The 26,430-nt window shown below is 42.8% G+C and carries 25 protein-coding genes; 16 read left to right on the top strand and 9 right to left on the bottom strand.

Annotated features, from left to right (window positions below; all coding sequences use genetic code 11):
• Positions 1–5: 5 nt before the first annotated feature.
• The 3 genes from hslO to PR766_RS16945 form a co-directional block, all read right to left on the bottom strand.
• On the bottom strand, positions 6–878 hold the full coding sequence (hslO, locus tag PR766_RS16935) for an Hsp33 family molecular chaperone HslO (RefSeq protein ID WP_006657443.1): 873 nt from the start codon (positions 876–878) through the stop codon (positions 6–8).
• A gap of 28 nt (positions 879–906) precedes the next feature.
• Positions 907–1,332: a ribosome-associated heat shock protein Hsp15 gene (gene hslR, locus PR766_RS16940; RefSeq protein ID WP_006657442.1), complete on the bottom strand. Its 426-nt coding sequence runs from the start codon at positions 1,330–1,332 to the stop codon at positions 907–909.
• A gap of 67 nt (positions 1,333–1,399) precedes the next feature.
• On the bottom strand, positions 1,400–3,499 hold the full coding sequence (locus tag PR766_RS16945) for an IgaA/UmoB family intracellular growth attenuator (RefSeq protein ID WP_036959999.1): 2,100 nt from the start codon (positions 3,497–3,499) through the stop codon (positions 1,400–1,402).
• 277 nt (positions 3,500–3,776) lie between these two features.
• Here PR766_RS16945 and nudE point away from each other — a divergent pair, with 277 nt between their 5' ends.
• Positions 3,777–4,331, top strand: coding sequence for an ADP compounds hydrolase NudE (gene nudE / locus PR766_RS16950; protein ID WP_006657440.1), 555 nt, complete (start codon positions 3,777–3,779; stop codon positions 4,329–4,331).
• A gap of 83 nt (positions 4,332–4,414) precedes the next feature.
• Here the strand turns inward: nudE and mrcA are convergent, their stop codons facing one another.
• Positions 4,415–6,955: a peptidoglycan glycosyltransferase/peptidoglycan DD-transpeptidase MrcA gene (gene mrcA, locus PR766_RS16955; protein WP_036974276.1), complete on the bottom strand. Its 2,541-nt coding sequence runs from the start codon at positions 6,953–6,955 to the stop codon at positions 4,415–4,417.
• Between the two features lie 116 nt (positions 6,956–7,071).
• Between mrcA and pilM the strand changes: the two genes are divergently transcribed.
• The 11 genes from pilM (at position 7,072) to trpS (ending at position 16,834) form a co-directional block, all read left to right on the top strand.
• On the top strand, positions 7,072–7,899 hold the full coding sequence (pilM, locus tag PR766_RS16960; RefSeq protein WP_154636083.1) for a pilus assembly protein PilM: 828 nt from the start codon (positions 7,072–7,074) through the stop codon (positions 7,897–7,899).
• 1 nt (position 7,900) lies between these two features.
• A complete protein-coding gene (locus PR766_RS16965; protein WP_154636084.1) occupies positions 7,901–8,440 on the top strand; it encodes a PilN domain-containing protein in 540 nt (179 codons plus the stop codon).
• Complete coding sequence (locus PR766_RS16970) at positions 8,433–9,008, top strand: hypothetical protein (RefSeq protein ID WP_154636085.1); 576 nt, start codon at positions 8,433–8,435, stop codon at positions 9,006–9,008. Before PR766_RS16965 ends, PR766_RS16970 begins: the two co-directional genes overlap by 8 nt.
• The gene (locus tag PR766_RS16975; protein ID WP_006657435.1) at positions 8,995–10,029 is read left to right on the top strand and encodes a transporter; all 1,035 of its coding nucleotides are present in this window, start codon (positions 8,995–8,997) and stop codon (positions 10,027–10,029) included. Before PR766_RS16970 ends, PR766_RS16975 begins: the two co-directional genes overlap by 14 nt.
• Positions 10,030–10,534: 505 nt before the next feature.
• Positions 10,535–11,056, top strand: a complete 522-nt coding sequence (gene aroK, locus PR766_RS16980) for a shikimate kinase AroK (protein ID WP_006657434.1) — start codon at positions 10,535–10,537, stop codon at positions 11,054–11,056.
• Between the two features lie 40 nt (positions 11,057–11,096).
• Positions 11,097–12,185: a 3-dehydroquinate synthase gene (gene aroB, locus PR766_RS16985; protein WP_154636086.1), complete on the top strand. Its 1,089-nt coding sequence runs from the start codon at positions 11,097–11,099 to the stop codon at positions 12,183–12,185.
• 285 nt (positions 12,186–12,470) lie between these two features.
• The gene (locus PR766_RS16990; RefSeq protein ID WP_006657432.1) at positions 12,471–13,397 is read left to right on the top strand and encodes an SPOR domain-containing protein; all 927 of its coding nucleotides are present in this window, start codon (positions 12,471–12,473) and stop codon (positions 13,395–13,397) included.
• An 82-nt stretch (positions 13,398–13,479) separates the two neighbouring features.
• Positions 13,480–14,307: an adenine-specific DNA-methyltransferase gene (gene dam / locus PR766_RS16995; RefSeq protein ID WP_006657431.1), complete on the top strand. Its 828-nt coding sequence runs from the start codon at positions 13,480–13,482 to the stop codon at positions 14,305–14,307.
• A gap of 39 nt (positions 14,308–14,346) precedes the next feature.
• Positions 14,347–15,021: a ribulose-phosphate 3-epimerase gene (rpe, locus tag PR766_RS17000; RefSeq protein ID WP_006657430.1), complete on the top strand. Its 675-nt coding sequence runs from the start codon at positions 14,347–14,349 to the stop codon at positions 15,019–15,021.
• Entirely contained in the window at positions 15,018–15,704 is a 687-nt protein-coding gene (locus PR766_RS17005) for a phosphoglycolate phosphatase (RefSeq protein ID WP_154636087.1), read from the top strand. The genes rpe and PR766_RS17005 overlap by 4 nt, the downstream gene beginning before the upstream one ends.
• A gap of 86 nt (positions 15,705–15,790) precedes the next feature.
• The gene (gene trpS, locus PR766_RS17010; RefSeq protein WP_006657428.1) at positions 15,791–16,834 is read left to right on the top strand and encodes a tryptophan--tRNA ligase; all 1,044 of its coding nucleotides are present in this window, start codon (positions 15,791–15,793) and stop codon (positions 16,832–16,834) included.
• A 78-nt stretch (positions 16,835–16,912) separates the two neighbouring features.
• On the opposite strand, the gene PR766_RS17015 is transcribed toward trpS, so the two are convergent.
• Positions 16,913–17,458 (bottom strand): toxin-antitoxin system YwqK family antitoxin, encoded by a 546-nt coding sequence (locus tag PR766_RS17015; RefSeq protein WP_154636088.1) that lies wholly within the window; start codon positions 17,456–17,458, stop codon positions 16,913–16,915.
• 296 nt (positions 17,459–17,754) lie between these two features.
• Here PR766_RS17015 and PR766_RS17020 point away from each other — a divergent pair, with 296 nt between their 5' ends.
• Entirely contained in the window at positions 17,755–18,633 is an 879-nt protein-coding gene (locus tag PR766_RS17020) for a pirin family protein (RefSeq protein WP_154636089.1), read from the top strand.
• A 30-nt stretch (positions 18,634–18,663) separates the two neighbouring features.
• On the opposite strand, the gene PR766_RS17025 is transcribed toward PR766_RS17020, so the two are convergent.
• The 3 genes from PR766_RS17025 to sodA form a co-directional block, all read right to left on the bottom strand.
• The gene (locus PR766_RS17025) at positions 18,664–19,569 is read right to left on the bottom strand and encodes a LysR substrate-binding domain-containing protein (protein ID WP_154636090.1); all 906 of its coding nucleotides are present in this window, start codon (positions 19,567–19,569) and stop codon (positions 18,664–18,666) included.
• 36 nt (positions 19,570–19,605) lie between these two features.
• Complete coding sequence (gene yiiM / locus PR766_RS17030; protein WP_230086772.1) at positions 19,606–20,286, bottom strand: 6-hydroxyaminopurine reductase; 681 nt, start codon at positions 20,284–20,286, stop codon at positions 19,606–19,608.
• 143 nt (positions 20,287–20,429) lie between these two features.
• On the bottom strand, positions 20,430–21,056 hold the full coding sequence (sodA, locus tag PR766_RS17035; protein WP_006657422.1) for a superoxide dismutase [Mn]: 627 nt from the start codon (positions 21,054–21,056) through the stop codon (positions 20,430–20,432).
• 396 nt (positions 21,057–21,452) lie between these two features.
• Between sodA and acs the strand changes: the two genes are divergently transcribed.
• From acs to actP, 3 genes are all read left to right on the top strand, one after another.
• The gene (gene acs, locus PR766_RS17040; protein WP_006657421.1) at positions 21,453–23,408 is read left to right on the top strand and encodes an acetate--CoA ligase; all 1,956 of its coding nucleotides are present in this window, start codon (positions 21,453–21,455) and stop codon (positions 23,406–23,408) included.
• Between the two features lie 204 nt (positions 23,409–23,612).
• The gene (locus PR766_RS17045) at positions 23,613–23,924 is read left to right on the top strand and encodes a DUF485 domain-containing protein (protein ID WP_006657420.1); all 312 of its coding nucleotides are present in this window, start codon (positions 23,613–23,615) and stop codon (positions 23,922–23,924) included.
• Positions 23,921–25,570, top strand: a complete 1,650-nt coding sequence (actP, locus tag PR766_RS17050) for a cation/acetate symporter ActP (RefSeq protein WP_006657419.1) — start codon at positions 23,921–23,923, stop codon at positions 25,568–25,570. The genes PR766_RS17045 and actP overlap by 4 nt, the downstream gene beginning before the upstream one ends.
• A gap of 64 nt (positions 25,571–25,634) precedes the next feature.
• Here the strand turns inward: actP and PR766_RS17055 are convergent, their stop codons facing one another.
• Positions 25,635–26,060: a hypothetical protein gene (locus PR766_RS17055; protein WP_036979091.1), complete on the bottom strand. Its 426-nt coding sequence runs from the start codon at positions 26,058–26,060 to the stop codon at positions 25,635–25,637.
• Positions 26,061–26,430 lie beyond the last annotated feature (370 nt).

Consider the following 26,430-nt stretch of genomic DNA (forward strand, 5'->3'; position numbering starts at 1 on the left):
TCGTATCAGTGAAGTTGCTGATTTTGCTCATTATTTAACCCGATGATATCGGATTCAATAAATACATAGTGTGAGCCACAATATTCACACTCCATATCAATTTTTCCATCTTTGTGCAAAATATCCATAACATCTTCATGAGTTAACGTCGCTAGCGAAGCTTCGCAACGCTCACGTGAACATGTGCAACGAAACTCAACAGATTGTGGATCATACAGTGTGACATCTTCTTCATGATACAGACGATGCAGTACCTCTTTCACGTCTAACTCGCTCAGCTCTTTACCTTTGATAGTCGCAGTCAGTTGCACTAAGTGATCAAAGAACTCATGGCTCGATTCTCCCGCAGCAGGAAGAACTTGCAGCAGCATTCCACCCGCGATTGCTTTACCATCTTGTTCACTAACACGGATGAATAAACGAGTAGGTAACTGCTCTGATTGACGGAAATAAGCATCAATACTCTCTTCAATGCTATTGCCTTCAATTGCTACGATCCCTTGATAACGTTCACCTTGTTTTGGTGTAATTGTAATGACAATAAACCCATTACCAATCATTTGTTGTAATGTGCTACCCGCCACAACAGGACCATCAACACGGGCGACACCGCGCATTTGTTGTAAGTTATTACCGTTAATTACCGCTAACTTAACAGGGCCATCACCTTGAATTTGAACGGTAATATCACCATCGAATTTTAACGTTGCAGTGAGTAAGCTGGTCGCTACCAGTAATTCACCCAGCAGCATTTTAACGGCTTCTGGGTAATCATGATTTTCTAAAATATGATGAAAAGTCTCATCGACAGTAATCATTTCTCCACGTACCGCATGCTGTTCAAACAGGAAACGGTGGAGTTGGTCTTGTTTAGCCATAATTTCTCTCTATTACTCAGGCAGTCTATTAAGACGATTCATGGGAATTAGTTTGTTTAAATTTTAGCAAAGTCCGACGCTCTTTTTTATCTGGGCGTCGGTCAGGATGTGGCATCGTAAGTGCATTCATTTTACGTGCCATTGCCATTTTTTCGCGTTGACTAAGGCTTTCTACTGTTTCACGGTAGAGCAATTGCGCTTCTGGAGCGCCTTTACGTTGGCTGCTGATTTCCAGCACTTCGATAGTCCGTTCGTCATTACCTTGTCGCAATTTTATCATCGCGCCGAGTTCAACAATCTTTCCAGGCTTACTTCTTTGCCCATTATAGTGAACCTTACCACCATCAATCATCTCACGGGCAATGGAGCGTGTTTTATAAAAACGTGCAACCCATAGCCATTTATCAAGGCGAACTTGCTCATCAGGCGCTTGTTTTGTAGATAACGACTTCATGGTGCCTCCTCACACTTAGTTTGAATGCCAAACCAAAATGAGGCTCCATCATTGGGAAAGGATAATACTATCTAGAATCGGAAGGATTATCGGCCTCATAGCATTTATCGTAATATTCAGTGATTTTACGCAAACGCCGTTTGTTATTCAAAACTCGAATAATAATTAATGTTCCATTTACTAAGGTGCAAATGATCAAGAAAAAAACCAGCATTGAACGACAAACATATTCAGATAAAACATCTTCATCCAAGCGCTCATGAATCACCACTTGCAATGTGCCATTCGCATCTGTCGAAATATTCGTAACCACCCCTTCAACATCAAATGGCGTATTAATCAGAATACTAGACAAACGCTTTAGCTCATTCCATCGCTGAACTTGGTTCATTTCGCTCAATGTCGTCACTGGCACTAAATCTACCAATGGAAGGTTTTCATCATTGATCAACAACACACCACCTGGTGGCGGGCTATTCAGTTTGCGGACTTCGGTATCAAGTTCTTTCTTGATAAAATCATATGTGGTGTCTTCAACTAAGTTTTCCAAGGCATCCGCACTTCCTGCACGTAATAAAACATGCGCACCGCTCAATTTACCTGAAGAAGCCTTACTCACCAATACAGGCCAATCATCCGCACTTCCGCCTAAGTTAGATAGTGCGCTTTTGAGTTTAATACAATGGTCTTTTTGTTCACACAATGCATTGGTTTTTAAAACAATTTCTGAAAAATCAAAGATAATATTCATCCCTGATTTCATAATTTCACGCTGTAGTCTTGGGTTAATTCCTGGGGCATCTTTATCTGGATGTAATTGATTTTTCACACTGTTCAGCAAATCAATTGCTCGATTGACAACCTCAGATTGCGGCTCTGTAATCAGATTAATATTATTCCAATACACACCAGAACAATCGAAAGGTACAAACAGCGCTTGGTTTGCATCATTTAAATTAGGCGGGCGATAACACATACCCATACCCTTGGCTAATAAGGTATCTCCCACTCTAATTTTTCGCGATGTTAAATCAGACGGATCGACAACAGTGACTTTTTTGGCGCCCTCAAGCCACGCAAAACCTAACTTAACGGGTAAACTGATCGACTGATAAGAGAACACTAACACTAAAACGCACAATGCACTGAAAAACATCAGTATATTCTTTTTAAAGCGTTTATAAGGGTAATAACGTTCCTCTTCATGAATAGAGAGGCAGCGACCGTATTTTAAAACTTCGCCCGTCGAATAGAGATCGATATTCGTGGGATGACCGAGTTCATATTTTAGGTAGGGTAGCCAATACGTTGGGTAGTGTAAATCTACCCCCCCAATCGAAATCGTTGATGAATATTTTTTGTCTAATTCTCCGTACAGTTCCCACCGTTTAGCCTGCCCATAGATGCATTGCACATCTTGATAGGGTTTAGGAAAAAGACGTAATCGAAATAACAAAAATACCCCGATAAGAAATACCACAGCCGTGAATGTGACTCCCCACCCATGAAAAATAGGGATAGAGATAATCGTTAGGTAACCAATAAAAAAGCTGAGACTGACAACGATGGCGCCTAACCATCCTGAAGAGTTGTGTAACCGATGCTCCTCTTTGCTTTCCTTACGCATTTTCAGCAGTTGGATGGTGTTAGGTTCACCTTCATGAATAGCTGCTTCAGGTTGAGTGCGTTGGTCTTCTAACGGTGTTTCCCACTCATAGTTAAATTCTTTCAAAGAGTGGTTATTGAGCCCCACAATTAAAGGCAAATGATCCGTTTCCACAATTTCCATGACATTTTGTCGTTGTAAAAACGGTTCTAATTGAGAAGGCAGCTGCACTTCAATCGTATCAATAAAATAACGCCAACCTTGACCTTGCTCTTGGCGTAAATTGAATCGTGTAACAGCATTACAGATGGTTGCAACGGTAGCATTTTTTTTGATTTGCCGTGCAGGCTGAGAAGGCGAATGAAGATTCTTTGAGGCACTGTGATTAAGGTACTGGGTAATAGTCTGGAAATCAGACTCAATCATTTTTTTGAACGCGGGTGTCGCTAGAGAGGGTATTTGATAGACACTCGAACGCCGTCCCCGCCGAAAAAACAGAACGGAAACCATTATAATTAGGCTAGCGATGATCAAAGCCAGTATAATGACGGTGTTTAGCATTTTTTTCTCAACAGAATTGCCTACCTGAAAAGCATAGCAACACAATGCCAATCACTATATAAGCCAATTCCTATTCTCTTCTATTTTTTGTTTTATTTTACAATATGTTGTAAATAAAATATTTTACTTATTAATCCGTGTGGTTTTCATAAGTAGATTATACTAACAGCATTTTATCCACCCTATAATCTCTATCATTTTTTTTTGATATGCGTCATAGTTAAAGACAATGTAAGCTTGCCCTCATGGATCCCATTCATCTGATTCGGAAATTGTTATGACAGAGTTAAAAAAACCAAAAATCCTGAATATTCAAGACATTGCTCAATCTAAATTATTCAGTATCCAATCTGTTGATCTCGAATTCAGTAATGGTGAAAAACGTGTTTATGAAAGAATGCGCCCAGCAAAACGTGAAGCGGTTCTTATTGTTCCGATTATTGATGACCATCTTATCTTGATCCGTGAATACGCCGTTGGTATCGAAAACTATGAGTTAGGTTTTCCAAAAGGAGCCGTTGACCCTGGTGAAGCCCCTCTCGATGCTGCTCAACGCGAACTCAAAGAAGAAATCGGTTATGGAGCTCGCCAGATTACACCTCTGGCAAAACTCACCATGTCTCCATCGTACTTTTCCAGCAAGATGAACATACTTATCGCTAACGACCTATTTAGCGAAAAACTTGAGGGTGACGAGCCAGAGCCTCTGCAACAGGTCAGATGGCCAATTGCACGCATGATGGAGCTCCTCGATCATCCGGACTTCAATGAAGCCCGCAATATCAGCGCACTGTTCTACGTTGAACGCTACCTAAAAAATCACGCTAAATAACCGCTCACATATTTCCTCTTAAACAATTGCACCCCATGCCAAACGGCAATGGGGTGCAGTGTATTTGCCTATCAGACAACGGGTTAAAATAGCTCTTGGCTCGCTCCACTTTCCGTTGAAATTATCGTACCCACTTCTTGAACTGCGCGCTCTTTTGGTTCCGTGCCCTCAATGAAGTACTCATTACGAGAAGGTCCGCCTGATGACAGTTTGCCAGTACGGGTATCGATAGAGACAGAAATGACCCCTTTTGGCGGCTGCATAACTTTCACAGGGACACCGTCAAGAGCTGCTTTCATAAAATCATCCCAAATCGGCTGAGCACTTTTCGCACCAGCTTCACCGCCACTGATCCCCGTACGACCTAATGTGCGCTTGTTATCATCAAAGCCAATCCATGCGGAAGCCACGATATCAGGACCATAACCGGAAAACCACGCATCTTTTGAACTATTCGTGGTACCCGTTTTTCCGCCGATATCCCGACGACCTCCGAGGTCGCGACCCGCTCGCCAACCCGTACCCGACCAACCTGGTTCCCCATAAATATTAGTCACCATGGCATCACGAATTAAGAACGCCAGCGGTGTACTGATAACGTGCGGGGCATACTTGTCTTCTGGGCTAAGCTGTTCAGCGGTTGTAGAGAGCGCCATAGTCGGCTCTTGATTCACCGCGCTACTCTGCGACTGGGTAACTTCTTCTGTCGTGTCATCGCCTTCAGAATCGCTCAGCGCAATCGTACGCGCTGTGTCGCCATAAATCACCGGAATGTCTGTACACTCAGGGCAAGCAATTTTAGGCTTAGCTTCGAAAATCACTTCACCATTATGATTCTCAATTTTTAAAATGTAGTAAGGGTCAATAAGGTATCCGCCGTTTACCATAACCGCATAACCTCGCACCATTTGCATTGGTGTAAATGATGGCGCACCGAGGGCTAATGCTTCAGTACGGTTGATGTTCTCTTTCGGGAAACCAAAACGGAGTAAATAATCCGCAGCATAGTCAACCCCCATCGCACGCATCGCACGTACCATCACCACGTTTTTCGACTGACCTAAGCCTTGACGCAAGCGGATAGGACCATCGTAGCGTGGCGGTGAGTTTTTCGGGCGCCAGTCTGAACCAGCTCCCGCATCCCAGCGGCTAATCGGTACATCGTTAAGTAACGAAGCAAGCGTTAAGCCTTTATCCATTGCAGCGGTATACAAGAATGGCTTAATGTTTGAACCCACTTGGCGCAATGATTGCGTCACGCGGTTAAATTCACTCATATTGAAGTCAAAACCACCCACAAGAGCGATCACCGCACCATCATTTGGATTCAACGCAACAAACGCCGCATTGACATCAGGAACTTGCGCTAACCACCAGCTATCTTTTACCTGACGAACCCAAATTTGTTCACCAGGCTGTACCACTTTATTCACCGCAGATGGTGTGCCACCTTGCTGAGTATCTGAAATAAATTTACGCGCCCAGCGAACTCCTGCCAGTGTGATTTGAATTTCAGAGCCATCGGCCAGCATCACGTTAGCATCGCTATTCGTAGCTGCGGTGACCACCGCAGGAATGAGAGAACCGTAATTGGGTAACTTTTTCAGTTTTTCTATGATTTGTTCTTTATCCCACGCGGTTTGGCTTCCGCTCCAGAGCACTTCAGCAGGTCCGCGATAACCATGGCGAATATCGTAATCTATCAAATTATTACGTACCGCTTCTGTTGCCGCTAACTGGTCTTTACGCACAACCGTGGTATACACCTTGTAGCCATCGGTATAAGCATCTTCACCATATTTTTCATACATGGTTTGACGTGCCATTTCCGCTAAATAAGGCGCTGAAAAATCCACTTTAGGTGCATGATAAGAAGCAACAATTTTCTCACTCTTCGCTTGTTCATACTGGTCTTGCGTAATGTATTTCTCTTCTAACATTCGCATCAGCACGACGTTACGACGGTTTACCGCGCGTTCATAAGAATAAAGTGGGTTAAATGTTGATGGCGCTTTTGGCAAACCAGCAATCATCGCCATTTCACTCAGCGTCAATTCATTTACGGTTTTACCAAAATAAACATAAGCGGCTGCCCCCACCCCATAGGCTCGGTTACCTAAATAAATTTTATTTAGGTACAGCTCCATAATTTCATCTTTGGTAAACAATTGTTCAATACGAATTGCCAGAAATGCCTCTTTGGCTTTACGCATTAGCGTTTTTTCTGGACTTAAATAGAAATTTCTCGCCAGCTGCTGAGTAATTGTACTCGCACCTTGGGATGCATGACCCGATGAAGCCATCACAGTCACCGCACGGAAAATACCAATTGGGTCAATGCCATGGTGCTCATAGAAACGGCTATCTTCAGTGGCAATAAACGCATGCACCAACATCGGAGGAATGTCAGCTAATGGTAATGGAATACGACGTTTCTCACCATATTGGGCGATCAGTTCATTATCTGCACTGAATACCTGCATTGGCGTTTGCAGACGAATGTCTTTCATTGTTGCAACGTCAGGTAGCTCACCTTCGACATATTTATACATGCCATAAATCGAGGCGCTTCCCAAAAAAATGCAACAGAAAACCAGAATTAAAAAATATTTTACGAACTTCACCGAAGAATTCCCATACGCAACTGACAGGCGGGTTTAGATATCACTGCCGCATAGTATAAAGCTTATACAGCCCAATAGAAAACGTAATTTAATTGTTAATGATAAGGATATTATGTATGTATTCACCAAAATGGCACATTGGAATTGAGCTATCGCAACACCACATCCAATTAGTCGCTGCGAAAAAACATCGCAAATTCTGGTCGTTATGTGAATGTTGGCAACAAGAGCTACCTTTTGACAGCTCATTACACGTACTTGACGAATACCGAGTAATTCTACGCAATATTTTGCGCCAATGGCGTCAGAAATTACCTAAAAACTGTTCCGTTTCGATTGCATTACCCTCATTACGCTCGCTTAAGAAACAACTCTCGCTTCCCAACCAAATGAGCTTACAGCAACCTGAACTTAACTGGTATTTACGTGCTCAAATTGACCAACTCTTCCCGATGCAAGCACAAGAGCTGACAGTAGATTATCGGATCATTGGGCAACAAGTTTACTTTCATGCCGTTCGCCAATCTGACATTACCTTTTGGCAAAATTTATTACAGGAAACGGGTTACCATCTGGTTGCTATCGATATTGCGCCGATTGCGCTGCGCTATCTTGCAAAATATGCACAATTACCCGATGAGTGCTGGATTGTTTATTATCGCCAAAATGAGTGGCTCTGGTCAGGACCCGTCAGCCAACCTGCAAACTATAACCATATTCAAAATAGTCAATTAACACATATCCATCAAATTCAGCCCTTATTGACCGATAATCCCGATGCACTAGCATTACCAATTTACTGTATTAGCGATCAAGATATTCCAGATGCACAAAATCAATGGGATTTACTGCAAGCTTTTCACCACTACCCCATCAAGTTACCTCATCAATTAGGAAGTTTTGTGATTGCGGCCGGACTCGCATTACGCCATGGGGACCGTTGATATGCACCAAGTTAATTTTCTCCCTTGGCGCATGAATCAACTCATTCATCAACGCCGCTATTTTTTTATCATCATCTTCACGAGCTGCATGACAACTGCCACTATTTTTGGTTATTTAGTGGGTTTGCTTCTGCTAGATATTTCACAAAACCACTATCGCCTTGCTGCTCATCAGCAACATCAACAACGCACTGAGCAGCTAAAAATACAGTTACAAACACAGCAACAACAATTAGAAAAGCTCACTCTTCGGCAAATCCAACGTCGAACTTATACTCAACACAATCAACCTCTACTTGATTTATTAACCTCACTGTCCAATTTAACGCCCCCTAAAAGCTGGTTATCTTCCTTCCAGCTACAAGCGGGACATCTAGAAGTCAACGCACTCAGTTATCGTTTTGAAGATCTTAATGTACTTTTGGCTCAATTTAGCCAAACGCCACAGGTTAGCAATGTGCAGCTACGCAAACTACGGCGAGTTGATACCCTACATCAGTTACATTTAATCGCTGATTATCAAGGGGTTTCGAATGAATAGCAGTCTGGATAAGCAGAAAGATCAGCACGTTGAATATGGGCGCTTTTGGTATCGACCACGGTGGCAGCAGTATCTTGTACTGCCTTTGACTCTGGCTACACTGCTTGCTAGCGGCTATATTTTTATTTGGAAAGATAAGCAAAATCAATTAGCAAACTTACGGCAAGATAATGTCGTTTTCGCACATAAAAACCAAGAAAGTAGCCAGTTTTTCGCCCAAAATCCGACACGCTTTTGGATAGAACAAGAAATGGCTTCATTGGATTTCGATGAAGAAACCATTCCCGACTCCCAATACCTCGTTCTTCATTTACAACGGCTAGTTTCTCACGCTAACGTGATTTTAAATCAGCTTCAGCCAACGGATCCAACGAATTCTCATTACCAACTTGAGATCCAAGGAAAATTTAAGGATCTCCTTGAATTCATGCGCTCACTCATGATCTTTCTACCTCAGCCGCACTGGCAATTCTCTAACGTTATCTTCACCACGAAAAACCAGATACTCACAGCCCATTTATCTCTCTCATTTATCAAGGATGAACAACAGCACAATGAGCAACACTAATTTTTTCACTATTCTGTTAACGCTATGCATAACACTTTCGGGATATGCTCAATCCCCCCGAGATCCCTTTGAGCCAATCCTGCCGACATTGGAAGATACGCAACTTTTAGATGCCATCATCCCACCTAAAGCAGAGATCACACTGACAGAAAAAATATTTCCGCTCGTCTCTATCGATGCCAACAGCACTTACCAACAAATTACTCAGCCAAATATGCACCTACTTTCAAGTAACGGTAAGGCTCATGTCGATACCATCACCAACAGTTTAATCATCACGGATACCCAAGAACGCTTCGCATTAATTGAAACATGGCTAACGCAAAAAGATATTCCCCAGCAACAAGTGCAAATCACGGCTCACATAATTAGTAGCTCACGTACAGCCTTGCAAGCACTGGGGTTAGAGTGGGGAGTCCACAATGATTCAGCAACAGATGGGCATCATAGTCGTTATAACCGATACAGTAGCCAGTCGGGGCAAATGGCGTTAAATGTTTTACGACTTGGAGAGGGATTACTCGAAATGAAGCTCAATGCCTTAGAAAAAGAGAATTTACTGTCTATTATTGCGAGCCCACGCTTAGTTGCCTCCCATAAGAATCCCGCAAGCATTCAACAAGGGAGCGAAATTCCTTATGTCACCACTTCAGAGAAAAAAAGCCACGTACAATTTAAAGATGCGGTATTGGGTATGGAAGTGACACCAACAATTTCTCGTAATGACAACGTCGAAATGGTATTAAAAATCAGCCATAACTCCCCAGATACTGCCTTAACAACCAATCCTAATCAGCATTTAGCCATTAATAAGCAAGAGATAGCAACCTCAGTCACCATCAAAAATAACAACACATTAATTCTTGGCGGTATTTTTCAGCAAAAGCAGGAAAAAACAGATTCAGGGGTCCCTTTTCTGTCACAAATCCCATTATTAGGAAACTTATTTATCAATAAGACACAACATGTTGATAAACGTGTTTTAGTGGTATTTATTACACCAAAACTTATTAATATTTAGCGTAAAAAATAACACTCATACATTCAATTAGTTGAATGTTCAAAGCATCAAAGTGCCGTGAAATTATTACTTTTTGTGCCATAAACCTACCGGATAAATTTGACGCTGAGGTCGTTTTAGCATACAAGGTTATCCATTGAGTGTTCTAACTATCGGTAGATGAAAGAACAAACTATCAGCCGCTTATAAAATAGCTACATAAATTTTACTTTATAATTAACAAGTTAGATTGTTTTTACGGACTAATCGACCTGTTAATAAGCTCACTAAACAGTGCATAATGTAATGTAGACGGCTCAAATATATAGAAACCCGCAACGAAGAATATGGCACTTTGTTTTCTAAGTGCCATATTTATATAGTTGCAATTCAGGTTGATGTATTGAGATAATTTTCTTATCTGATCTCACATCATCACTTATGAGGTTTCAGTTTAGGTCCCGCCGCTAATTCGATTGGCGGGGCGGGTGATCATTAACGAATAATCGTAGTAATACCAAAAAACATGGCAGAGAAACGCAATATCTTTCTGGTTGGACCAATGGGAGCCGGAAAAAGCACTATTGGTCGTCAGTTAGCTCAACAGCTTAATATGGAGTTTTTTGACTCCGATCACGAGATTGAAAAACGCACTGGCGCAGATGTAGGTTGGGTATTCGACCTAGAAGGTGAAGAAGGCTTTCGCGATCGCGAAGAAAAAGTCATCAATGAACTCACCGAAAAACAAGGCATTGTCTTAGCGACAGGTGGTGGCTCTGTTAAATCCAAAGAGACACGTAACCGCTTGTCTGCTCGTGGGGTTGTCGTGTATCTCGAAACCACCATTGAGAAGCAATTATCCCGCACGCAGCGCGATAAAAAACGTCCTCTATTACAAGTGGATGAACCTGCTCGCGAAGTTTTAGAGAAATTAGCTGATGAACGCAATCCTATGTATGAAGAAATAGCAGATATTACTATTCATACAGATGAGCAAAGCGCCAAAGTTGTTGCTAACCAAATCATTGAACTGTTAGAAAAAAACTAATTTTTATACATCAAAAGTCATGAATTCAAGGTAAAGCAAGATGGAAAAAGTCACTGTTACGCTGGATGAACGCAGTTATCCAATCAATATTGCACCCAGTTTATATCAACAGCAGGATGCATTTTGGCCACTAACTGCAGGCCAGCGAGCAATGATAGTGACGAACGAAACCCTCGCCCCACTTTATCTGCATAAGATCCAAACTGTTCTTGAAGTCTCAGGCGTAAAAGTTGATTCCATCATCCTGCCTGATGGCGAACAGTATAAATCTTTATTCATCATGAATGATGTTTTTACCGCATTACTCGAAAAGCACCATAACCGAGATACAACCCTCATCGCCTTAGGTGGGGGAGTTATCGGTGACTTAACTGGATTTGCAGCAGCGAGCTATCAACGAGGCGTACGTTTTATTCAAGTGCCTACAACATTACTTTCCCAAGTAGACTCTTCGGTGGGTGGAAAAACAGCTGTTAACCATCCGTTAGGGAAAAATATGATCGGGGCATTTTACCAGCCGGCTTCCGTGGTCATTGACCTTGATTGTTTAAAAACCTTACCTAAGCGTGAGCTCTCTTCAGGTCTAGCTGAAGTTATCAAATACGGCATCATTCTTGATGGTGAGTTTTTTAGCTGGCTCGAAGAAAACATTGATGCGTTAATGGCGCTGGATAACCAAGCCATGGCGTACTGCATTCGCCGTTGTTGTGAATTGAAAGCACAAGTTGTTGCCGCCGATGAAAAAGAAACTAGTGGGCTGCGAGCATTATTGAATTTAGGGCACACATTTGGTCATGCGATTGAAGCCGAAATGGGCTACGGCGTATGGCTTCATGGTGAAGCTGTTGCCGCAGGGATGGTCATGGCCGCGAAAACCGCTGAACTTATCGGTCAATTTACGCCAGAGCAAACTGGTCGTGTCATCGCCCTGTTAAAACGCGCAGAACTTCCAGTCACCGGACCAGCAAAAATGCAGCCCGATGACTATTTACCTCACATGATGCGAGATAAAAAAGTCATGGGAGGCAAATTGCATCTTATCCTTCCAACCACAATTGGTCATTCAGAAATGCGTTCCGATGTGGATGCCTCAACGGTTACTGCCGCCATTTCGGCTTGCATACCATAAAAATCACCGAACTAAGTAAAAAGCATTAATTAGCTCCTGAATATTTTCAGGGGTTTTAAAATGTTACTGGCAGATATCCACTAAAGCCGTTAAATTATAACGCTATGCCTAGCACCTATAACGAATCACAAACAAGATAGTCGCAGTCTCATTGAAATTGGAATGAAATTGCTAAACAATCTATTCTTTAAATGTGAGCAGAAGCAACTGCTTAGTCGTGAACAGGTCGTAATGATAAGAGACATTTTATCTCTACTACAGGCGAACTAATTTCGGGAGAGGAAAATGGACGAATTTAAACCAGATAATCAGCCTCAAGTGCAAAATGATTTAAGGCCTGATACATCAGATAGACCAACCGGACGCTCGCGCCCTGCTGCTGCGGCTAAGCCAAAAATCGCGTTATCACGTCAACACATCATGATTGGTGTAGGCGTTTTAGTGCTATTGCTGCTGATAATTGCCATCAGTTCTGCATTGAAAGCACCAACAGAACACGAGAAATTACAAACAGATAGTGCTAACCAACGTAATATTGATTTATCAGGTTCTTCATCACTAACGAATTCAAATACCCAAACTCCAACGCAACCACAAACAGGTCAAGCGCAAGAGTTAAATGGTCAGCAAATCAACCCAATGCCAACGCAAGCCGACACTCAGACACAACAAAATGGTCTTGGTGAGCGTATTGAAATTCCTGGTGATGTTGCCGATGCTCTCAGTCAAGGTCAAAGCCTGCCATCTGACGGCACTACCACGCCACCACAAAACGTGACTCCATTGACGCAACCGCAAGTTAAACCTGTGGAAAAACAGCCAACAGTGAAACCTGTCACACCAGAAAAAACTCAGCCTAAAACGACTAAGCCGGTTGAACAAAAACAGCCTGCCCAGCCAAAAACAACCACGAAATCGACGACTAGCACAAGCTCAAATAGTCATGCAGCTGCACCATCTGGTAGCTATACATTACAATTAAGTAGCGCAAGTCGTTCAGATACACTGGAAGCTTTCGCAAAAGAGAATAAACTTGCTAACTATCAAGTGTATAAAACCATTCGTAATGGACAAACTTGGTATGTTTTAATCCACGGAAACTACAGCTCAGTGAACGAAGCAAAAAATGCAATTGCGACCTTACCTGCCGCAGTGCAAGCGAAGAAACCGTGGGTGCGTAATATGAAACAAGTTAAACAGGATCAAAAATAACAACGTTTTTCCCCGGGCGCATTATGTTGTCCTGAAAGAGCCGCCAAGTGGCGGCTCTAAACGATTGTAATAATAAGACGGCATGAAAAAGAAACGCGCTTTTTTAAAATGGGCTGGGGGTAAATACCCTCTTGTGGATGAGATCAAAAAACACCTTCCACAAGGTAATTGCTTAATAGAACCTTTTGTTGGTGCAGGATCGGTGTTTTTAAATACTAACTACGATTCATATGTACTGGCAGACATAAACAGTGATCTCATCAACCTCTACAATACGGTTAAATATCGCTCTGAGGCTTTTATTGAAGAAGCTCAGCGGCTGTTCACACCTGAATTTAATACTTCAGAACAGTATTATTTAATGCGTAAAACATTTAACCAATCAGATGACCCTGCTAAACGCAGTATTCTCTTTTTGTATCTTAATCGCCATTGTTATAACGGACTATGCCGTTACAACTTACGAGGGGAATTCAATGTCCCTTTTGGGCGCTATAAAAAACCGTATTTTCCAAAAGACGAGCTCTTGTGGTTTGCAGAAAAAGCCCAGAAAGCCACGTTTGTAACACAGTCTTACAGCAAAACATTACTCGACGCCCCAATGGGCTCAGTGATTTACTGTGATCCGCCTTACGCTCCGCTATCTGAAACTGCGAATTTTACGGCATATCACACCAACTCATTTAGTGCTCAAGAACAACAAAATCTCGCTTTGTTAGCACATAAGCTATCATCTGAGCGCGAGATCCCAGTTCTTATCTCAAATCATGAGACCCCGATGACCCGAGAGTGGTATCATCAGGCACAATTACATATCGTGAAAGTACGTCGCACCATTAGTAGAAATATTTTGAACCGTGCCAAAGTCAACGAGCTTTTGGCTTTATATGCGGGAGCATCTAAAAAATAATAGGTGCTGTCAGATAACGACGAATAATCGGAGACAATTATGAAAGATTTTCTCATTGCCCCATCTATTTTATCTGCTGACTTTGCACGTTTAGGCGAAGATACCGCCAAAGTTCTTGCTGCAGGCGCAGACATTATCCATTTTGATGTCATGGATAACCACTACGTGCCGAACCTCACGTTCGGTGCGCCAATCTGCAAAGCGCTACGCAATTACGGTATCACCGCGCCAATTGATGTTCATTTAATGGTTAAACCTGTCGACCGTATCATCCCTGACTTTGCAAAAGCGGGAGCAACTCACATTAGCTTCCACCCAGAAGCCAGCGAACACATCGATAGAACGCTACAACTCATCAAAGAGAATGGTTGCACCGCAGGTCTGGTATTTAACCCAGCAACCCCGCTAAGCTATCTGGATTATGTGATGGATAAAGTCGATATGATCCTACTGATGTCGGTTAACCCAGGATTTGGTGGTCAATCTTTTATTCCACAAACCCTGAACAAATTGCGCCAAGTTCGTAAACTAATTGATGAAAGTGGTTATGATATTCGCTTAGAGGTCGATGGTGGTGTGAAGGTGAATAACATTGCAGAAATTGCCGCAGCAGGTGCAGACACCTTCGTTGCTGGCTCCGCAATTTTTGACCAGTCCGATTATAAAAAAGTCATCGATGAAATGCGCCAAGAATTAAAAAAGGTATCTCAATGACACATGCGGTTTTAGAAAGTATTAAAGCAATTGCGTTTGATTTAGATGGCACCCTCGTTGATAGCGCCGGCGGTTTAGCGGACGCCATCGATAAAACGCTGGAAGAACTTAACCTGCCACCAGCAGGTAAAGAGCGCGTCTCCATCTGGGTAGGCAACGGCGCCGATATGCTCGTCGAGCGCGCGCTAAAATGGGCGGGAATGACGGTTACTCCAGAGCGACAAAAGCAAGCTCGTATACGCTTCGATGAACACTATGCAACAACCGTTAATACCGGCAGCCAGCTGTTTCCTGAAGTCAAAGAGACCCTCGAAACGATTGCAAAATACAATATGCCAATGGCCATTGTGACCAACAAACCGACCCCGTTTGTGGCGCCACTATTAGAAAAATTGGGTATTGATAGCTACTTTTCATTAGTGCTTGGTGGTGACGATGTTGTGAAAACTAAACCACACCCAGCGCCACTCTATTTAACAATGGGTCAGTTCGGTTTACGCAAAGAAGAATTGCTTTTTGTCGGCGATTCCCGTAATGATATTATCGCAGCCCACAATGCTGGCTGCCCAAGCGTAGGGCTAACCTACGGCTACAACTATGGTGAATCAATCGCAATTACCGAGCCCGACTACGTGTTAAGCCACTTTTCTGAGCTACTTTCCGTTATTGATTTAGCAAAATAAAATCCCCAATAATTCGAGCTACCCATTCACTACGTCGCTCGAAACCTAAAAGGGTATAAAAAAATACTACAAGGACATACAAAGAAATGAGTACACCCACTGAGAAATCTAAACAACCCCATAAACCTATTGTATTCAGCGGCGCACAGCCTTCCGGTGAATTAACCATCGGTAACTACATGGGTGCGTTACGTCAGTGGGTTAAGATGCAAGATGATTTTGACTGCATTTACTGTATCGTTGACCAGCACGCCATTACCGTTCGCCAAGACCCAACTGAACTGCGTAAAAGAACTCTCGATACATTAGCGCTCTACTTAGCTTGTGGTATTGATCCGAAGAAAAGCACCATTTTCGTTCAATCTCATGTACCACAACACGCACAATTAAGCTGGGCATTAAACTGCTACACCTATTTCGGCGAACTCAGCCGTATGACCCAGTTCAAAGACAAATCTGCTCGCCACTCAGAAAACATCAACGCGGGTCTGTTTGACTACCCAGTTCTGATGGCCGCCGATATTCTGGTTTATCAAACTAACCAAGTTCCTGTCGGTATTGACCAGAAACAGCACCTTGAACTGAGCCGCGATATTGCTCAACGCTTCAATGCAATTTACGGTGATATTTTCACCGTACCAGAGCCATTTATCCCAACCGATGGCGGTGCTCGTGTAATGGCATTACAAGAGCCAACGAAGAAGATGTCTAAGTCTGATGACAACCGTAATAACGTCATTGCACTGTTAGAAGATCCGAAATCGGTAGTGAAGAAAATTAAACGTGCCATGACTGACTCTGAAGAGCCACCACGTATTTGCTACGATGTTGAAAATAAAGCAGGGGTTTCTAACCTATTAGACATCCTTGCAGGTGTGACAGGCAAAAGTGTGAAAACACTGGAAGCTGAGTTTGAAGGTCAAATGTACGGTCATCTGAAAGGCGCTGTTGCTGAAGCAGTTTCTGACATGCTAACGAACTTACAAGCGCGCTACCATGAGTTCCGTAACAACGAAGCGTTACTGAACCAAATTATGGATGAAGGTGCTACCAAAGCGGCAGCTCGCGCCCAAGAAACCTTAGATAAGGTTTACGATGCAATCGGCTTTGTAAAACGTCCACAGCTGTAATCGTACATCGCTATTCAATAGCAAAAAGCCAATTAACTCACTCACGGTTAATTGGCTTTTATTTTATCTGTAGTCCACTTACTTCGCAGTGTACAACTTACCGTCTTTAATCAGCCCCTGCTTTAATAGCTCGCCATCCTGTCCGCGCTCTTCAAAAACACCTTCCGCGACCCCATTCACAAAACTCGTTTTAAGATGCAGATTATTTTTCGGTGTATCGTAGTAGGATTTATAATCGCCGTTTAGCCTGTCATTGCTATATCCCATCTCAGTATCTAAATTCCCATTAGGATGGTAAGACTTAATGACGCCATCTACTTTGCAATCTTTTATCGGAATAAACATTTTTGGCTGACCGTTTTTATAATAAACCGTAATGCTCTTATCTAAGCAGTTGTTTTTCACCCACGATTTAAACTGAATGACACCATTTCCATAACGTTCGATATAGTCCCCGTCCGGCGCCCCTTCAGGAATGTTCAGCTCTGGCATTCTCAAGCTTTCTAGCTCTTTAAACTCTTCTAACTGGATGCCATTGTTATCATACAGAGGTGCGGATTGAGAAAGGCATCCAGATAACATAAAGGCAACAGAAAATGCCATAGCGATATTAATAGTTTTCATAACAATCCTTTTAACGGAATCACGGGTTCACACGGAGACATCATACCTATTTAGTATTCCTGATCGTTCATGTTTAAGATGAATAAATGAAGAGGAACGCTCCGATTTTGGCTAATCCGAAGCATACTAGAAACCCACATTCAACTCACTTATCAATGCTTTGATTGTTCTATTTTCAGAACAATCAAACCTATTTTTGCCTCTACTCACCCTGCTTTAGCTCTTCTATTATTAGTTCATCGAAATGATGAGTTCATAGAGCTGATCAGTTTATAAAACCAGTTTGGAGTCACACCATGAAAAAGATTATTGGTATTTATCAATCCCCACGTAGCCACTGGGTTGGTGATGGTTTCCCTGTTCGCTCGATGTTTAGCTACAACAATCACGGGAAATACTTGAACCCATTTTTACTGTTGGATAGAGCGGGTCCGCACCCATTCCCTGCATCTGAAGGGGATAATCGTGGTGTTGGCGAGCATCCGCATAAAGGCTTTGAAACCGTCACCATCGTATATGACGGCGAAGTCGCTCACCACGACTCTACGGGTGAAGGTGGCGTGATTGGTCCAGGCGATGTGCAATGGATGACCGCTGCATCAGGAATACTTCATCAAGAATATCAGTCTGATAACTTTATGAAAAATGGCGGAACCTTAGATATGGTGCAACTGTGGGTCAATTTACCCGCTAAAGATAAACTTGCCGCACCGGGATACCAGTTATTGGCGAGCGATACCATTCCAACCATTAGCCTCGCAAATGAAGCAGGTACGTTACGAGTCATTGCCGGTGATTATTTAGGAAACACGGGTGCCGCACGCACATTTACCGCCCTTGATGTGTGGGATCTGCGTTTGAATAAAGGCAAGGTCATAGGATTACCGACTAAATCAGGTCGCAACGTTGGATTGGTCATGCTCAAAGGCAGTCTCTTTGTGGATGGGCATACCGCATTGAATGAAGGCGAATTGATGATTTTGGATGCTACAGATAGCAATGTGCTGTTAGAAGCCACTACCGATGAGGCTTTAGTGCTGCTGCTCAGCGGTGATTCTATCGATGAGCCAGTGGTGGGTTATGGTCCATTTGTCATGAATACTAGCCAAGAAATCAATGAAGCAATTAATGATTTCAATAGTGGTAAGTTTGGGCGCATCCCGAATGCCAGCTAGTCATAATGTCCTCTGAATTTTCAGAGGACATTATTTTTCTCCTGCCACCCTATTTTCCGCTAAATACGTTAAAAATAGCTGTACTGCGGGTAACAGCCCTTTACGCGATGGGTATATGGCATGAATAATATCTTCAGGAAACTGCCAATGAGGCAGCACCTCAACCAGCTCCCCACTTTTTAACTCTTTTTCAACCACGCCCTGTGGCAAACGAGCAATACCTAACCCTTTTACTGCTGCCCGGTACAATGTCAAAATATCGGTCGTTGCCAATTTTGGGGTCACATGAACCGTCACACTAAGATCATCGCTGTTTTTCAATGAAAGAGTATAACGCTGGGAATGCTCAGTATTGGCAAGAATAGGATAATCCACCAGCTGCTCTGGCGTTGAAGGGTAACCTTTTTCGTTAAATAAGCTTGGGTTTGCAACTAAAATTCGCCGAGAATACCCCAGCACTTTCATCATCAACCCTGAATCATCAAGAGGGAGCGAACGTACTCGCAGCGCTAAATCCAGCCCTTCACTAATGACATCAACAGGACGATTTACCGCGAGAATTTGTACATCGATATCTGGGTATTTTGCCATAAAATCAATTAATGCATCTTGCAAATATACCTGTAATAAAGTCACTGGACAGGAGAGTTTTATCGTCCCTTTTGGGTGAGTTTGAACTGAACAGATCAGCTCGTGAGCAATATCCGCTTCTTCCACCACATTCTTACATTGCTGATAAAAAACCTGTCCAATTTCAGTTACATGAAATTGCCGAGTTGAGCGGTAAATCAAAGAGACATTTAGTTTTTGTTCTAAGTCTGCAATACGGCGGCTCAACTTGGATTTTGGAATGCCTAACGCTGCACCCGCCTGAGAAAAACCACCATATTCAACAACTTTAACAAAATAGTAGAGGTCATTTAAATCGTACTGCATGCGTTTTCCTCCATTCGAATCATGGCGGGTAAATAATCAGTGACGTCGACCAAATAACCGATGGCTGAATTCTTCAATCTTATGATGCTCTAAGCGATTTTGCATCGTAAGGCTCCAGCTCGCCGATAGCCCCGCAGCTGAGAGTAACCGCTGATACAGTTCTTCGTCATACGGTGCATGGAACGCAATCATGATGGCTTCTTGCAGAGAAACATCACTATTACGGCTAAGGAGCCTCAGAGGCGTCTCTGCGCTTACACTGCCACCTTTGATTACACGATACAACCAGCCACAGCGACCTTCGTCTTGCATGACCGGAGCAAAGTTTTCCACTCCCGTTAATCCATTTAGTTTATAGCAAGGGGAACGGGGTTGAGTGATTTGAATACGTGCATCACCCCAAGCATAGATATCACCGATAAAAACATTTTCTTCGGTCATTCCCTGAGTGGATAAGTTTTCACCAAAAGCAGAAGGAAGGAATAAATCCTCTAATTGCGGGTATCGCTGTCGCCAAAATTCATAATGTTCTTGCGGGTAATGGCATAGCGCTCTATCAGGTCCACCGTGAAAACGCGTTTCTGCTTGTTCATCCCCTTCAATTCCTAAACTATTTAAAGTTAATACCCCATCCGCAGCTCGCTTATGAATAGCACTCACACCACAATGGGCAGTGCTTTGAATGGTACCAATAAAAACTTGAGGATGTATCTGCACGGTTTGGCTCCCTAATGAACCCATCTGAACGAGTTTTCATCATAAAGAATGACCATAGAGATAACAACGTTATCCCCGAGACAAAAACAAAAAACGCGGCTCCGAAGAACCGCGTTAAGCGAAAATTTGATTAATCAAAAATCTTATTTGGTTTTTTCTGCGAAGCGTTTTGCTGCTTCATCCCAGTTCACAACTGACCAGAATGCCTTGATGTAATCTGGACGGCGGTTTTGATATTTCAGGTAATAAGCATGTTCCCAAACATCTAAACCAAGGATTGGATAGCCCGAAGCGCCAGAGATAGCTTCACCCATCAATGGGTTATCTTGGTTTGCAGTGGAGACCACCGCCAACTTACCATCATCTTTTAATACCAGCCATGCCCAACCAGAACCAAAACGGGAAGCCGCTGCTTTTTCAAAAAGGTCTTTAAACGCATCAACGCTGCCAAAATCACGCTCAATCGCGACTTTCAACTCGCCATTCAGTTCTGTGCCTAGTTTTAAGCCTTTCCAGAACAGGCTATGGTTTGAGTGTCCGCCCGCGTTGTTACGTACGAAAGTACGTTGATCGGCAGGAATTTGGTCTAATTTTTGAATTAATACATCGATATCTAGACCTGCAAGCTCAGGTAATTTTTCTAATGCTGTGTTGGTGTTATTCACGTAGGTTTGGTGGTGCTTGGTGTGATGGATTTCCATGGTTTGTTTATCAAAATGAGGTTCCAGCGCATCATAAGCATAAGGTAAAGCAGGTAATGTGTAACTCATATTGTTAGCCTCCAGTGACTTCTTTTCTATCTCACAGACTGAATTAGGATTTCAGTAACTGCGTGTTTGTAACCACGCAACCATTATAGTTATTTTAGTGTTAATGAAAATCATTATCATATCCATGTGAATTCTGTGGATTTTTCCATCGGCTATCATCACGAGTTTATTCAGTAACTAATACCACTATAGTTCGTCTTTGTTTTTCTTTAATTCCAATGTTAGTTATATTTTTGAATTTTTATTTCAATCATGGATTTAGCATCAAATGATCATACTGCAAATCCCATTACTATTAATACGTGATCTTCCGCGCAAAAGAAAAACAAAATAACCCGCCATACTTCAGTTAACCGATTTTTGACATACTATTAACATCTGCAAGGAGATAATAATATGACACAAATAACTAAACATCCCGTTCCTGCTAATATTGCTAAAAATGCCCTGATAAACGAACAACAGTATAACGATGAGTACCAACGCTCGATTCAAGACCCCGAAGGATTTTGGGGCGAAAAAGGGAAAATCGTTGATTGGATTAAACCTTACACTCGGGTGAAAAATACTTCATTCGATCCCGGACACGTGAACATTCGCTGGTTTGAAGATGGCACCCTAAACCTGAGTGCCAACTGCTTAGATCGTCACCTCGCCACTCGAGGAGATCAAACTGCTATCATCTGGGAAGGCGATGACCCAACCCAATCAAAAAATATCACTTACCGTGAACTGCACCATGATGTGTGCCAATTCGCAAACGTCCTGAAGAAGCAAGGTATCCGTAAAGGTGATGTCGTCGCTATCTATATGCCAATGGTGGTTGAAGCAGCGGTAGCAATGCTGGCGTGTGCACGTATTGGTGCTATCCATACTGTCATCTTTGCTGGGTTCTCACCTGAAGCTGTTTCTGGGCGTGTTATTGACTGTAAAGCTAAGCTTATCATCACCTCCGATGAAGGCTTGCGTGCCGGTCGAGCCATTCCGTTGAAAAAGAATGTTGATGACGCATTGCAAAATCCACAAGTGACTACGGTCGCCAATGTGATTGTTTATCGCCGTACAGGTAATGCACCAAGCTGGGTTGAAGGTCGTGACCTTTGGTGGCACGACGTTATCCAAGGTGTCAGCGCGGATTGCCCACCGGAAGAGATCAATGCAGAAGATCCGCTGTTTATTCTCTACACTTCCGGCTCAACTGGTAAACCTAAAGGGGTTCTCCATACTACGGGCGGTTATCTGGTCTATGCCACGCTGACATTCAAATACACCTTTGATTATCATGAAAATGAAGTCTACTGGTGTACGGCGGATGTGGGCTGGGTTACGGGTCATAGCTATCTGCTTTATGGACCGCTATCCAATGGTGCAAAAACCTTAATGTTTGAAGGTGTGCCAAACTATCCGGCAGTTAACCGTATGGCACAAGTCGTTGATAAACACCAAGTCAATATTCTTTATACCGCACCAACCGCTATCCGTGCACTGATGGCTGAAGGTGATAAAGCGATTGAAGGTACTCAACGTGATTCTTTACGGATTTTAGGATCGGTCGGTGAGCCTATTAACCCAGAAGCGTGGGAATGGTTCTACAAGAAAATGGGGAACAGCCGTTGCCCTGTTGTGGATACATGGTGGCAAACAGAAACAGGCGGCTTCATGATTACGCCTCTGCCGGGGGCAACTATGTTGAAACCAGGTTCTGCAACACTACCATTCTTTGGTGTTCGTCCTGCATTGGTAGATAACCTTGGTGAGCCTATCGAGGGTGCAACCGAAGGTAACTTAGTCATCGTAGACTCATGGCCAGGTCAAGCACGAACTCTGTTTGGTGATCATGAGCGTTTCGAGCAAACTTATTTCTCCACGTTTAAAGGCATGTACTTTAGTGGTGATGGTGCGCGTCGTGATGAAGATGGCTATTACTGGATCACGGGTCGTGTTGATGACGTACTCAATATCTCAGGTCACCGATTAGGGACAGCGGAAATTGAATCAGCTCTCGTTTCACATCCGAAAGTTGCTGAAGCTGCAGTGGTAGGTATTCCTCACAGTATCAAAGGTCAGGCGATCTACGCCTATGTAACCTTGATCTCTGGCGAAGAACCATCCCCAGAGTTGTACACTGAAGTGCGTAATTGGGTTCGTAAAGAAATTGGTCCGATTGCCACACCAGACGTTTTACATTGGACAGATTCTTTACCGAAAACGCGTTCCGGTAAGATCATGCGCCGTATCCTACGAAAAATTGCATCAGGTGATACCAGTAATTTTGGAGATACTTCCACACTGGCAGATCCAGGTGTTGTCGAAAAACTGCTCGAAGAAAAACAGTCAATGAGTATCTCGTAGCTATATAAATAGTTGTGTAGATAGCTCATGGCACTACAGGTCGCCTACGGGCGACCTAAAATCAATACTCAGCATCACTCAATCAGCAGAAATAGAGTCTGACCGAATACCCAGTTAATTCCTTGGGTAGCCATGTGTCGCTCTAAAATCCGCCTTTTGAGCTATCAGAGTATGCCAATAATACAATAACAGAGGAGAACTCTGATGAATGCTACTGCTTACGAAAAGGTCGAGGCGAACCCTCTCTTTCAAGAATTAGTGAGAAAACGTAGTCGCTTTTCATGGTTGTTATCTGCAATAACGTTAGTTCTGTATGTTGGTTTTATCTTTCTTATCGCGTTTGATCCAAGCTGGCTAGGTACCCCAATTGCTGAAGGTTCCTACATCACCCGCGGTATTCCTGTGGGTGTTGGGCTGATTGTAATCTCGTTTATCTTAACGGGTTTGTATGTCATCCGTGCTAACAGTGAATTTGACCGCTTAACCGCCGAAATCTTAAAAGAGGTAGAAAAATGAAAGTCTTGCTCTCGCTTATTCTGTTTTTCACCTCATCAATGGCGCTCGCTGATGCCCTGACAGGCAATGTTGAGCGTCAACCTGTCAATATTCAAGCAATCGTGATGTTCTTACTGTTTGTTGGCTTTACGCTCTACATCACTTACTGGGCTTCAAAAAGAACTCGCTCTCGCTCTGATTACTATACCGCTGGCGGAAAAATTACAGGTTTCCAAAATGGAATGGCGATTGCGGGTGACTTTATGTCCGCAGCCTCATTCTTGGGGATCTCCGCACTGGTTTATACTTCAGGATACGATGGGCTTATCTACTCCATCGGTTTTTTAATTGGCTGGCCAATTATTCTGTTCTTAATTGCCGAGCGCTTACGAAATTTAGGTCGCTATACTTTCGCGGATGTGGCTTCATATCGATTACAACAAAGACCTATCCGCATTCTGTCTGCAATGGGTTCCTTGGTGGTTGTGGCGCTGTACCTAATCGCTCAGATGGTTGGGGCAGGAAAGCTGATTGAGTTATTATTTGGGCTTAACTACCACATTGCTGTCGTGATTGTTGGGATATTGATGGTGCTGTATGTGCTATTCGGCGGGATGCTCGCAACCACATGGGTACAGATAATCAAAGCCATTTTACTGCTAGCAGGTGCAACCTTCATGGCGGTTATGGTCATGAAACATGTCGGCTTCAACTTCAATACGTTATTTAAAGAAGCCGTTGAAGTACATAAAAATGGTATCGCCATTATGAGCCCCGGAGGACTGGTTTCTGACCCAATATCCGCCTTGTCTCTTGGGTTAGCCTTGATGTTCGGTACAGCAGGTTTACCTCACATCATCATGCGCTTCTTCACCGTTAGTGACGCAAAAGAAGCACGCAAGAGCGTATTCTACGCGACTGGATTCATCGGTTACTTCTACATTCTGACATTTATCATCGGTTTCGGGGCTATCGTTCTGGTTAGCTCAAACCCTGACTTTAAAGATGCCGCTGGCGCTTTAATCGGTGGAACCAACATGGCAGCGGTACACCTCGCTGATGCCGTCGGTGGAAACTTCTTCCTTGGGTTTATCTCTGCGGTTGCTTTTGCCACTATTCTCGCGGTTGTTGCTGGTTTAACGTTGGCGGGTGCGTCTGCGGTTTCCCACGACCTGTATGCGATGGCGATTAAAAATGGTAAAGCCGATGAGCGCGATGAATTGCGCGTATCAAAAATTACCGTGGTGATCCTCGGTTTTGTAGCGATTGGGTTAGGGATTTTGTTCGAGAAACAAAATATTGCCTTCATGGTGGGCTTGGCCTTCTCTATCGCGGCAAGCTGTAACTTCCCAATTATCTTGCTATCAATGTATTGGAGCAAGTTAACCACTCGGGGTGCGCTTGCAGGTGGTTGGTTAGGCTTGATTACCGCAGTCGTACTCATGATCTTAGGCCCAACAATCTGGGTGACTATTCTTCATCATGAAAAACCAATTTACCCTTATGAATACCCTGCATTCTTCTCATTAATTGTCGCATTCTTTGCTTCATGGTTATTCTCAGTTACCGACCATTCAGAAAGAGGCAAAATGGAAAGAGCACGTTTCAAAGAGCAGTTTGTACGCTCGCAAATTGGCTTAGGTATCGAGCAAGGAAAATCTCACTAGTTTCTCCTCTGAAAACAAAAAAGCGACTCCAATGAGTCGCTTTTCTTTTGTATAAATCAACTTATTAAATAGCAGCCCGTTTTTCTATTGATAACCAATACTCTATCAAAGAATAAAAATCTTGTGGCTGACTTTGCTTTGCAGACATCAGTTTTTGATATTCAACTTTATCTTTAGGCGTATAGCGGGAAAGTAACTGTTCAAGCGCAGGGCGTTTATCTACAAATTTAATACCGACTTTAAACGTCTTATATAAACCTGTTGCAATCCCAAGACTTAAAGCAACAACAGCGATAATTGCTATCGCGTTATTCTCTAATCCTAGATGGTTTTTTATCATAACTAGCAACGAGAAAGGTACAAAAAACATCACTAAAAGTGAAAGAATGATGGCACCATCTTGCCCATTGTTAAACTCGTTTTCTTGCTGTTTATTGACAGAAATAATCTGCTCTAAAATCTGGCTATTGTGACTTTTCATTTTATTCATATAACCCACCCGTTTGATGAATACTCATCTATGTAGTTACTAGATTTAACAACCTAATATCTTAATTGCTTAAAAATAACCATTTTTAATAGTATAAGAAGAATAAAATGAAACATCAATTTAACAATATTTACCTATTATATTTTACATCGATAAATAACGAAGACTGATCTAAACAAAAAATAAAGTATAAATAACAAGTTGGATGTTCAAATGATAATCAATTAGTTTCAATAAACGATTATTAATTTTAATCAATTATAAGAATAGTGGTTTTTGCTGGTTTTTTTATAGCTGGGATCACAGTGACTTTTCATGATAATGGGCCCCCCCGAAAAATAAGCTGGCTCTCTTCCATTTGAGTGCCCCA

Origin of the sequence: Providencia sp. PROV208 (assembly GCF_028479465.1) — a bacterium.
GTDB classification, from domain to species: domain Bacteria; phylum Pseudomonadota; class Gammaproteobacteria; order Enterobacterales; family Enterobacteriaceae; genus Providencia; species Providencia alcalifaciens.